The organism is Gordonia terrae, from assembly GCF_001698225.1.
GTDB lineage: Bacteria > Actinomycetota > Actinomycetes > Mycobacteriales > Mycobacteriaceae > Gordonia > Gordonia terrae.
Genome location: NZ_CP016594.1, coordinates 5205819 through 5217027, shown reverse-complemented (window position 1 = coordinate 5217027; position 11209 = coordinate 5205819). Strand labels below are relative to the sequence as shown.

9 protein-coding genes are annotated in these 11209 nt (G+C 69.6%); 7 read left to right on the top strand and 2 right to left on the bottom strand.

Annotated elements, in window-relative coordinates; genetic code table 11:
• Positions 1-65: 65 nt before the first annotated feature.
• Both BCM27_RS23085 and trmB read right to left on the bottom strand, forming a co-directional pair.
• Complete coding sequence (locus BCM27_RS23085; RefSeq protein WP_004023764.1) at positions 66-737, bottom strand: NYN domain-containing protein; 672 nt, start codon at positions 735-737, stop codon at positions 66-68.
• Entirely contained in the window at positions 730-1521 is a 792-nt protein-coding gene (gene trmB, locus BCM27_RS23080; protein WP_004023763.1) for a tRNA (guanosine(46)-N7)-methyltransferase TrmB, read from the bottom strand. The genes BCM27_RS23085 and trmB overlap by 8 nt, the downstream gene beginning before the upstream one ends.
• A gap of 234 nt (positions 1522-1755) precedes the next feature.
• On the opposite strand from trmB, the gene BCM27_RS23075 reads away from it, so the two are divergent.
• From BCM27_RS23075 to BCM27_RS23045, 7 genes are all read left to right on the top strand, one after another.
• Positions 1756-2634, top strand: coding sequence for a hypothetical protein (locus BCM27_RS23075; RefSeq protein WP_004023762.1), 879 nt, complete (start codon positions 1756-1758; stop codon positions 2632-2634).
• Entirely contained in the window at positions 2631-4202 is a 1572-nt protein-coding gene (locus tag BCM27_RS23070) for a GTPase Era family protein (RefSeq protein ID WP_004023761.1), read from the top strand. Before BCM27_RS23075 ends, BCM27_RS23070 begins: the two co-directional genes overlap by 4 nt.
• Before the next feature lie 5 nt (positions 4203-4207).
• Complete coding sequence (locus BCM27_RS23065; RefSeq protein ID WP_004023760.1) at positions 4208-4606, top strand: DUF6802 family protein; 399 nt, start codon at positions 4208-4210, stop codon at positions 4604-4606.
• A gap of 214 nt (positions 4607-4820) precedes the next feature.
• Positions 4821-6647: a phosphoenolpyruvate carboxykinase (GTP) gene (locus BCM27_RS23060; RefSeq protein WP_004023759.1), complete on the top strand. Its 1827-nt coding sequence runs from the start codon at positions 4821-4823 to the stop codon at positions 6645-6647.
• A 70-nt stretch (positions 6648-6717) separates the two neighbouring features.
• Entirely contained in the window at positions 6718-7725 is a 1008-nt protein-coding gene (locus BCM27_RS23055) for an esterase-like activity of phytase family protein (RefSeq protein ID WP_033205993.1), read from the top strand.
• A gap of 82 nt (positions 7726-7807) precedes the next feature.
• On the top strand, positions 7808-8623 hold the full coding sequence (locus BCM27_RS23050) for an ABC transporter ATP-binding protein (protein ID WP_004023757.1): 816 nt from the start codon (positions 7808-7810) through the stop codon (positions 8621-8623).
• 21 nt (positions 8624-8644) lie between these two features.
• Positions 8645-11191, top strand: coding sequence for an ABC transporter permease (locus BCM27_RS23045; RefSeq protein ID WP_033206018.1), 2547 nt, complete (start codon positions 8645-8647; stop codon positions 11189-11191).
• Positions 11192-11209: the final 18 nt, after the last annotated feature.

Sequence of the window (11209 nt, the reverse complement as noted above, 5' to 3'; positions counted from 1 at the left end):
GCCGGCGCCCGACCACGGGTCGCCGACAGCCGTCCGGTGACACCCGCGAACGACGACGCCGCAGGTCAGCGCAGCAGCGCGCTGAGCGGACGGAAGGGCGTGAGCCACGCACCCTCGTCGGGCAGGGAGTCCAGGCCGATGCGTGGCAGCGGCTCGCGGAACACACCGGGGATGTCCTCGAGATCGATGAACTCCAGCTCTTCGGTGCTCAGTGCCCAGCTGGCGTGCTCACGGAATCCGATGACGGTGACGGGCACGCCGTCGCCGACCACGTCGAGCAGTGGTTCGCGGAATGCCTGGCCGTCGGCGGACGCCACGATCACGCCGGCTAGTCCCACAGTGTGCCTGCGAAGTTCGATGTGGTCGAGCATGTCGGAGTCGACGTCGCTGTCGTCGGACAGCTTCGGCTTGGCGAAGACGGCGAAACCGACATTTCGGAGCGCGTCGACCCACGGCCGGACAACGTCGGCGCTACCAGGGGCGATGTTGGTGAAGACGGTGGCCTCCGGCTCGACCGCGCCGCCGCCGTCGGTGAGAGCGGACACATCTGCGGTCCGTTGCAGCAACCACCGGCCGAGAGCGTCGAATCGGGGGCGGTGTGCGGCGGTCGGACGCCCGCCGAGCAGTGCACCGAGACCCATGTCCATGTTGGGCGCGTCCCACACCAGCAGCATGCGGCGCGTCCCGGTCTGGCCGGCGATGGTGTCGGCGAAACCGGTCGGGCTGTGGTCACTCATGGCGGGCTCCCGTCGGGGTGTCGCCGGTCGAGGTGGCCGGCGGGGTGGGCCGCGTGTACACGAACTCGCTGACGTAGCGGCCGTCGCGCTCGGCGCGTCCTTCGAACTTCGTCGTCGGCCGTTCCAGCAGGATCGGCGACTCGCGGGTCAGCTGGACGACGTGCGGACGATCGGCGTCCTGGGTGGCGAGCGCCTCCGCGATCCACTCGGCGTAACCCGCGTGATCGGTCGCGATGTGGAGCACTCCGCCCGGGATGAGACGGTCGGCGATCAGCTCCAGTGTGCCGGTCTGGACGAAGCGCCGCTTGTGGTGACGCGATTTGGGCCAGGGATCGGGAAAGAAGAGCCGGACACCGGTGAGGCTCGACGGCGGGATGAGTTCGGTGAGGACGATGGCGGCGTCGCCGCGGATCAGGCGCACGTTGGTGAGCCCGTTGCGGTCGACGAGACCGAGCAGCTGGGCCAGGCCCGGCTTGTAGACCTCGACGGCCAGGACGTCGACGTCGGGCTCCGCCTCGGCCATCGCCGCGGTCGAGATGCCGGTCCCGCTGCCGATCTCGAGGACCTTCGGGGCGTCGCGCCCGAACAGGTCGGTCAGGTCGAGTTGCGGCTCGGGCACCCGCTCCGGCCCGATCTCGAGGTCGCGGCCCAGAACCGGCCACAGCGTCTCCCAGTTGCGCTGCTGACCGGTCGTCAAGGTGCCGCGGCGGAAGCGAAAGCTCGTCACGCGGGGGTACAACCGGGACCTGTCGGGGCTGTTGTTCACGCGTCCATGGTTGCGCATGGCGCCGTCTCGACGAAGTCGCGGGCGGATTGCGGCCGCGGTCACGGCCATCCGAGCCGGCTCGGGCGTGGGCCGGATCCGCCTCTGGCGGGGGTGTGGAGGTGGCTCCGCCGTCGGCGCGGATCCCGATTAGTCTCGGCCGTGCCGCGGTTCACGTGCACTGATGGCCCGGAGGTCGTCGGTGCGCGTGGACGGTGGCGTGACGCGCAGGGGGCCGATGACGAGGAGGCTGCGGTGGGGGCACCGGTGAACCGAGGGTGGCGCGATGTGCGCGGCGGGGACGAATTGTCGCTCGCGGCCGAGCAGGGGCGTCTCACCGACCTCGTCGAGCCGAGCTCGCCGCTGGCACCGATCCTGACCGTCGCGGGCCGCCGGTTCCTCCGTCCGCTGCACGCCCGGGTGGTCGGCCGGCCCGGGACCGGGCGCGACACCATGGTCCGTGCGCTTCGAGAACGACTGTCGCTCAGTGTGATCGGACCCGGCGAGGACGCGCAGGAAGCCGCCGACGCCGATCTGTGGCTCCTGGTCCTGGCCGGGTTGCCCCGGCAGGCCGACCACGAACTGTTCTCCTCACTTCCGTCCGATCGCGTCCTGGTGGTGCTCGGCAAGGCCGACACCCACGGCGACTGGGACTCCGCGGTCGCGGTCGCGTCGACGTGCGCCACGTCCCTCGGCACGCCGGTGCACCCCGTCTCGCAGCTGCTGGCCTGCGCCGACCTCGACGACGGTGAGTTCGCAGCGCTGACGACGATGGCGGCCGCGGGTGTCGGGATGCCGTCCATGGCGGGCCGGTTCCTGGTCGGGCGCCCGGGCTCGGACGAACGGCTCCTGCGGCAGGGACTGCTGCGCCGGATCGACGCCTACGGCATCGACACCGCGCTCGCCCTCATCCAGTCCGGCGCGCCCGTCGCCGCCACCGCGACCGACCTGAGCCGGGCGTTGCAGAGTGCCTCCGGGGTGCCCGATCTGGCGGGACCGATCAGGGAGCGTGTCGCACGCATCCGGCACTGGCGCGAAGTCGAGCTGCGCAACCGACTGGAGGAGGCGGCCGCGTCCGGCTTCGACCGCGCCGGGGCCGAACGACTCCTCGCGGGGGCAGGTGCCGCACCATGACCGACACCGCACTGGACGCCGCACGCGAGCTGACCGGGTTCGACGCCGACCGCGTCGGAACCGGCTCCGGCGTGCTGGTCGTCGGCACCGACGGGGTCGGTGTCCGCACGCTGGTCGAGGCCTGTCGCGCGTTGGCCCCGGATCTCGACATCGTCGCCCGCGCCACCAGGGGTGCGGCCCCGGCCGGTGCCGCCCTCGTGGTCGTGGACCCGTCGTCGGCGGTCGGGGACGAGGAGCGACTTCTCGTGGAGCAGGTGCGTGCGCAGGTGGGCACGGTCGCGATCGTGTGCACCAAGATCGACGCGTTCTGGGAGTGGCCGCGGACCGTGCGTGCTCACCGAGCCGCGCTCGACCCGTTCGCGACGCTGCCGCTGTTCGGGGTGTCCGCGGTCGCGGCCCTCGGGGGTGCAGTGGACGAGTCGGGCGTCGAGGCCCTCGTGGAGTGGGTACGCGAGGTGACCCTTGCGCCGGATGCGCTCCGCGGCGAGCGCGCACGCACGGCGGCGGGCTTGGGCGCGGTCGAGCATCTTCTCCGGTCCGGTGGGACCGACGTCGACGACCTGGCGTCCGCGCAGGCCGACGCCGATGGCCTCCTGGCCACCCGCCGGCGGCTGGTCGCCACCCGCGATCGGGGGCGTACGGATCGATTGGCGGCCGTCCGCGCGGGCCTGTCCCGTGTCCGGTCCCAGTCGTCGGCGGAGCTCATGGCCGCGGTGCGGGATCTGTCGGCCACCGCCGCCGACCGAGCTCCGAGCGCCGACATCGAGTACGACACCTGGATCCGCAGCGGGTGGGCAGCCCTTGCCGACCGCATCCGTCAGCGTGCCGACGAGCGCGTCGACGCCGTGCGGGCGACCGCGCTGGTGGGTCTGGACGCCGAGCCGACGCCGGACGAGCCGTGGCCCGCGGTGGACCTCGACACCGGGCGGCCGAGTACCCGGGTGCGACGCGCGGGCGCCGAAGACGCGCTGCTCGTCGTCATCGGCGCGTCGACCGGTCTCGGTGTCGGACGCCTCGTCGTGGCACCGATGGCGTCGGTCCAGACACTGCAGTGGATCAGCATGCCGCTCGCCCTGCTCCTGGGCGTGGCGGTCGCGGCGTGGGTGATCCGCGTCCGGCGGACCGCGGTGAACCGTTCCGAGCGGGCGGCGCGGGCCACCGAGTTCCTCGCCGAGGCGCGGGCGACGCTCGATCACCAGCTGGCCCTGCGCGTCACCGCGGCCGAGACCCGGATCGCCGGGCAGATCGCCCGAGCCCACGAACGCCGCAGCCGTGAGGTGTCGGCGGAGATCGCGCGGCTCGACGAGGAGATCCGGAGGCTGCGCAGCGGGGTCGAGGTCCGTGCGGCCCGGGTCCGGCGCGAGCGAGCCGAGTCCGTTCGCCGCGACCTCGCGGCGCGCTCCGAACGGCTGTGGGCGTCCCCCGCCCGAGGCGACGATCCGGGACGAGAATCCGATCCGGGACGAGAATCCGAGGACCCCACAACTCCCGAGCGCCCAGAGCACCGACGGCCGGACGACGGACCGGTCACGGCCGCCCGAGCCGGCCACGACGACGGAAAGCAGTGATCCCGATGGACCCGATGTTCCCCGACGACGCCCCGGAACCGGATCGTCCGGACGAGTCCTCCCTGTTCGGTGAGGTGGGGGCCGCTGACGACACCCGATCTGTCGAGTCGGTGGCCGCGCTGCACGAGTCACCCGCGGCCGATGACCTCGACGACCATCTGTGGATGCACGACGACGGCCGGATCTGGGATCTCGGGCCCGCCGAGGTCGACACCGACAATGATGGGATCAACGACTCCCTCGCCCGCAACGGTCCCGACGGGTTTACCGTGTACACGGACAGCGATCGGGATGGGCAGGTCGACAAGATCACCGAGATCGGTGCGGACGGCGAGTTCCGTTCCGCGGTGCTCGACCCGGACACCGGCGAGTGGATCTCCGGCGGTTCGGGACGGATCGGCTGACCGGTGACTCGCGCCTCGAACCGGTCCGCGTCGCGCCGAGACCGGAGCGCGTGCGATCACCAGGGACTTTGGTCATCTGTTGCCCAGGTGTGGCGTAGACCGCACCTCGCGAACCCCGTGACCTAGCGCCTGTTCGGTGTACGTATCCTGGACGACGAGACGACCTGACAGGTGGCCATTCCAAACGGCCACCACCTCGGAGGAGGCCCCAACGATGACCGCAGCCACCATTCCCGGACTGGACCCGAGTAGCGCTCCGACGAAGCACGCGGGACTGCTGGCCTGGGTGGCCGAGGTCGCCGAGCTGACCCAGCCCGACCGGGTGGTGTGGTCGGACGGCAGCGACGAGGAGTGGGAGCGCCTGACGGCAGACCTCGTGAAGGCCGGCACCCTGGTCAAGCTGAACGAGGAGAAGAAGCCGAACTCGTTCCTCGCCAGCTCCGATCCCGCCGACGTGGCTCGCGTGGAGTCGCGGACCTACATCTGCTCGGAGGCCGAAGAGGACGCCGGCCCCACCAACAACTGGGTCGACCCCGCCGAGATGCGCTCCACGATGACCGAGCTCTACCGCGGCAGCATGCGCGGTCGCACGATGTTCGTCATCCCGTTCTGCATGGGCCCCCTGGACTCCGACGACCCCAAGCTCGGGGTCGAGCTCACCGACTCCGAGTACGTCGTGCTGTCGATGAAGATCATGACCCGCGTCGGGCCCCGCGTCCTGGAGATCCTGGGTGAGGACGGCTTCTTCGTGAAGGCGCTGCACTCGGTCGGCGCGCCGCTCGAGCCCGGCCAGGCCGACGTCCCGTGGCCCTGCAACACCGAGAAGTACATCACCCACTTCCCGGAGACCCGCGAGATCTGGTCGTTCGGTTCGGGGTACGGCGGCAACGCACTGCTCGGCAAGAAGTGCTACGCACTGCGCATCGCCTCGGTCATCGCCCGTGACGAGGGCTGGATGGCCGAGCACATGCTGATCCTCAAGCTGACCAGCCCGGCGAACAAGGTCTACTACATCGCCGCGGCGTTCCCGAGCGCCTGCGGCAAGACCAACCTCGCGATGCTGCAGCCGACCATCCCCGGCTGGAAGGCCGAGACCGTCGGCGACGACATCGCCTGGATGCGCTTCGGCGACGACGGCCGCCTCTACGCCATCAACCCGGAGTTCGGTTTCTTCGGCGTCGCCCCCGGCACCAGCTACGACTCCAACCCCAACGCGATGAAGACCATCGAAGCCGGAAACACGTTGTACACCAACGTTGCTCGCACGGACGACGGCGACATCTGGTGGGAGGACATCGACGGCGAGGCGCCGGCGCACCTCACCGACTGGCTCGGCAACGACTGGACCCCGGAGTCCGATCACAAGGCCGCGCATCCCAATTCGCGCTACTGCACCCCGATCTCGCAGTGCCCGTCGCTGGCCGACGAGTGGGATGACCCGAAGGGCGTGCCGATCTCGGCGATCCTGTTCGGTGGCCGTCGCAAGACCACCGTGCCCCTGGTGACCGAGGCCCGCGATTGGCAGACCGGTGTCTTCATGGGCGCCACCGTCGGCTCCGAGCAGACGGCCGCCGCCGAGGGCAAGGTCGGCACGGTACGCCGCGACCCGATGGCGATGCTGCCGTTCATGGGCTACCACGTCGGCGACTACCTGCAGCACTGGGTGAACATCGGCAAGAACGCCGACGAGTCCAAGCTGCCGAAGGTCTTCTACGTCAACTGGTTCCGCCGCGGCGACGACAAGCGCTTCCTGTGGCCCGGATTCGGCGAGAACAGCCGCGTGCTGAAGTGGATCATCGAGCGCATCGAAGGTGAGGCCGAGGGCATCGAGACCCCCATCGGCATCGTCGCGAAGCCCGAGTCGATCGACGTCAGCGGCCTCGACGTGCCGGCCGAGGACGTCGCCGAGGCGCTCGCCTTCAAGCCCGAGGAGTGGCGCGAGGAGATCCCGTCGATCGAGGAGCTCTTCGACTTCGTCGGCGAGAAGCTGCCGAGTTCACTGCGTGACGAGCTGGACGGTCTGAAGCAGCGCCTGGCCTGACACCCGCCCTGCAGTCCGAGGCCGAATGAACAGATGGGTCAGAAGTGACGGTTGAGGTATCGTGCCCCTCATGAAGTTACGTGTGTGGGGCGCCTCGATAGCCGGTGCCTGCGTGTTGGGTCTGGCCTCCCCGATCGCAGTCCAACCGGCTTCGGCGACACCGCCTTCCGGGGCGGGTGTGTCGGCGTTCTTCACCGATTCGACGACGATCGGCGACGGCCTCCCCACCGTGAACCGGATCTCCGGAATCGACCGGACCGGTAACGGCAGCTACGTGCTGATCGCCGAAGACGTGCTGCCTGCGCGCTTCTTCACCGTCTCGATCGGCTACACATCGGTCAACGCGTCGTTCGTCGGGCAACCGCGGATCAACGGCGGCGGCACCGTCCTCGGCCCGTGGTTCCTCCCGCTGCTGCCCGGCCAGGCCCAGTTCGAGGGCATCCGGCAGTCGGCCGGGGGTTACACCGTGGTCAGCGGCGGCAACAACCAGTTCGTTCGGCAGATCGGCCCCATCGGGCAGGTCATCCGCGACCTCCCCCTCCCGTCGGCATGGCGCCCGTCGCCGAAGTCGGGTCTGGCCGGCCAGCGCGGGCTGACCGGCGCGGCCGTCGGGCCCCAGGGGCAGGTCAGCGTCCTCACGGCCGGCGGACTCCGGCAGGACGCCGCGCGGTCGGCCCGCCTGCTGACCTTCGGCAAGAGCAATCGCGAGTTCGTCTACCGCACCGACGCCAACAAGGTGGCCGCCGACGTGCTCGCCGTCAACTCGACCGATTTCCTCGTGCTCGAACGCGGGCCGGGCAACCTCGCGAACATCTTCTGGACGACGACCCGGGGTGCCACCTCGGTGACGAACAAGAAGAAGCTGAGCGGGCGCGAGAAGGCGATGACCAAGCGTCGGATCTTCTCCACGGTCGCGACCCCGCGTCTGCTCACCGGCAACATGTCCGGTCTGGCCTGGGGCAACTGGCACCCCGACAACCCGTTCGCCAAGACCCGCACCCGCACCCTCCTCGTGGTGTCGGACAACGTCGGATCGCCCAACCGGGTGCACTCCTTCGAGGTCCAGATCCCGAAGTAGTGCCCAAGGTCACTGGCCCTCAGGGTGGGGTCAGGGTGATACCTGATGGCCAACCGGCGCAGGATTTGGCACGGTTGATGGCATGACGACGACTGATGTGGCCGCTCGAGACGACGGTGGCGATGATTTCGGGGCGCCCAAGCATGCGGTGGCTGCCGGAGCCGACAACCTTTCCAAGCGGTACGGCGTCGGCGACACCGCCGTCGAAGCCCTGAAGAGTGTCTCGATTTCGTTCCGAGAGGGCGAGTTCACCGCCATCATGGGGCCGTCGGGGTCGGGCAAATCCACCCTGATGCACTGCCTCGCCGGCCTCGACGTCGCGAGCGACGGCAAGGTGTTCATCGGCGACACCGATCTCACCGCGCTGTCGGACAAGGCGATGACGATGCTGCGTCGCGACCGCATCGGCTTCGTCTTCCAGGCGTTCAACCTCGTGCCGACACTGACGGCGAAGGAGAACATCACGCTGCCGGTCGACATCGCCGGCCGGACCGTCGACACCGAATGGTTCGACGCCGTGGTGGCCCGGTTGGGTATCACCGACCGGCTGGGACATCTTCCGAGTGAGTTGTCGGGTGGTCAGCAACAGCGTGTGGCGTGTGCCCGCGCGCTGATCGGCAAGCCGTCGATCATCTTCGGCGACGAGCCGACGGGCAACCTGGATTCCCGGTCCTCCGGCGAGGTGCTGTCGATCCTGCGGGCGGCGACCGACGAGTTCAAGCAGACCGTCGTCATCGTGACCCACGATCCGCGCGCCGCGTCGTATGCCGACCGCGTGGTGTTCCTGGCCGACGGCCAGATCGTGCAGGAGCTCTCGCGGCCCTCCGCCGACGACGTCTTCGAGGTCATGAAGAACCTGGACAACGTGCCTGCGCCCGACACCGCCAGAGCGCACTGAGCCGTGGCCTCCTCCTCGGTGATGCGCAGGGTTTCGCTCCGAAACCTCCGCGCGCACAAGCTCCGACTCTTCCTGACGCTCTTCTCGATCGTCCTCGGCACTTCCTTCGTGGCCGGGTCGATGGTGTTCACCGGGTCCATCTCGAAGGCGTTCAACGACATCTTCGACAGCGCGGCCCAGGGCGTGGCCGTCGAGGTGACCCCCGCCGACCGGCAGTCACCGGGAGTGCCGAACTCTATCGTCGATCAACTTCGGGATCAGCGCGCGCAGTTCGGCATCGACAAACTCGTCGTCAACAACAACGGCCTGATCACGGTCGCCGACTCCGGCGGCAAGGCCATCCAGACCGGTGGCGCCCCGAGCGTCGGCAGCACCTACATCCCGCCCGCGGAGGCCCTCGACCCGGACGAGTCGCGGATCCTGCCGGGCGGGCGCGGCCCCGAGAACGCCGGCGAGATCGTGTTGAACACGTCGGCCGCCGAATCCGCCGGCCTGACGGTGGGGTCGAAGACGAAGGTCGTCGTCGGCCAGGGCGAATCGACACCGCTCGAGGTCACCGTGGTCGGTCTCGTCGACGCGCCCAGCTCGACCGGCGGCTACGTCAACGCGCAGTTCGATGCCGCGACATCGGCCCGGTTGTTCACCGACGGTCAGCATGTGGGGGTCGTCGACATGTCGGCCGTCGCCGGGGTCACCCCGGAACAGCTGCAGGAACGCATCATCGCCGCGCTCGGCGCCGACGCGGATCTCTACGACGTCCGCACCGGCGATCAGGTCCGTGAAGACCAGAAGGCGCAGGTCAACGAGTTCCTGCAGATCTTCCAGTACATCCTGCTGGCGTTCGCCGCGATCGGTCTCGTGGTCGGCACCTTCATCATCTACAACACGTTCTCGATGATCGTCGCGCAGCGGAACCGGGAGTTCGCACTGCTCCGGGCGGTCGGCGCGAGCCAGCGTCAGGTGTCGCGGTCTGTGCTCTTCGAGGCATTCGTGGTCGGCGTGCTCGGCGGCGCGCTCGGGCTCGCCATCGGCATCGGCCTGGCTGCTGGGCTGAAAGCAATCACCAGCGCGACTTCGGGTCTGCCCGACGGTGAGCTGGCCGTCGGTCCGGAAGCGATCCTGGCCGGCATCCTGGTCGGCGTCGTGGTGACGATGGTCAGCGCGTGGGTGCCCGCGGCGAGAGCTGCCCGGGTGCCGCCGGTGGAGGCGATGCGCGCATCGGCCGCCGAGGGGTCGGCCTCGTTGCGCAACCGCACCATCCTCGGGACCGTCATCGGCGTCGCGTCGATCGCCGCGATCGTCATCGGTGCGATGGGCGAAGGAGCGGGCCCCGCGGTCACGGTGGGTGCCGGCGCCGCGGGCGCGGTGCTGTCGGCCGTCCTCATCGGCCCGGCGATCGCCCGCCCGTTCGTCAGCGTGCTCGGCCGCGTCATCGGCGCACCGTTCGGCATGATCGGTCGCCTGGCCCGGACCAACGCCGTCCGTAACCCACGTCGCTCTGCCGCGACGGCGTTCGCGCTCACGCTCGGACTGATGCTGGTCGCGATCATCGGCACCCTCGGACAGTCGTTCAAGGGCACGGTCGACGACGCCGTCGACGCGGGTATCACCGCCGACTACATCGTCGCGGGCACCAACCAGTCGCCCTTGCCGTCGGCGGTGACCGGGGCGATCGACGGTGTGCCGGGTGTCGCCGAGGTGGTGTCGTTCGGCATCGTCCAGGCCAAGGTCGACGACAAGTCGGAGACCGGCTTCTCCGCGCTCGGCGGACCGCTGAACAGCGTGACCGTGATGGACATGCAGGACGGCGCGTCGTCGGATCTGCCCGCCGACGGGATGCTCATCAGCGAGCGGACCGGCAAGTCGAACGGCTGGAAGCGAGGCGACGTGGTCACGTTCACCTCCGCGACGGGCGATCAGGTCCGGGTTCCGATCGCCGGCGTCTACGCCGACAACGAGGCGCTGCAACCGTGGGTGGTGGGTCCCGATGTCTACGAGAAACTGGTCCCACCCTTCGCGCGGGTCAACGTCACGCTCTTCGTGAACGCTGCCCCGGGCACCGACCTCGACACCCTGCGCAGCAACCTCGAGGAGGCGACGGCCGCGTACCTCACGGTCCAGATCCAGGACCGTGACCAGTTCAAGGGTCAGATCTCGTCGCAGATCGACCAGATGCTCGGCACGCTGTACGCGATGCTCGGGTTGGCCCTGCTGATTGCGGTGCTCGGCATCATCAACACGCTCGCGCTGTCGGTGGTCGAGCGCAAACGGGAGATCGGGATGTTGCGGGCGATCGGCATGGTCCGGGCCCAGGTCCGGCGGTCGATCTATCTCGAGTCGGTGCTCATCTCGATCTTCGGTGCCGTCCTGGGTGTGCTGCTGGGGACCGTCATCGGCGTCGCGCTGGTACGCACGCTCGCCGAATGGGGGCTGGGCGCACCGGTGATCCCGTGGTCGCTCATCGTGATCACTCTCGTGGCGTCGGCGATCGTCGGCGTGCTGGCCGCCCTGTGGCCGGCCGTTCGTGCCGCGCGCACCGGACCGCTCGAAGCGATCGCCGACATTTGACGCAGGTTCGTGGTGGTC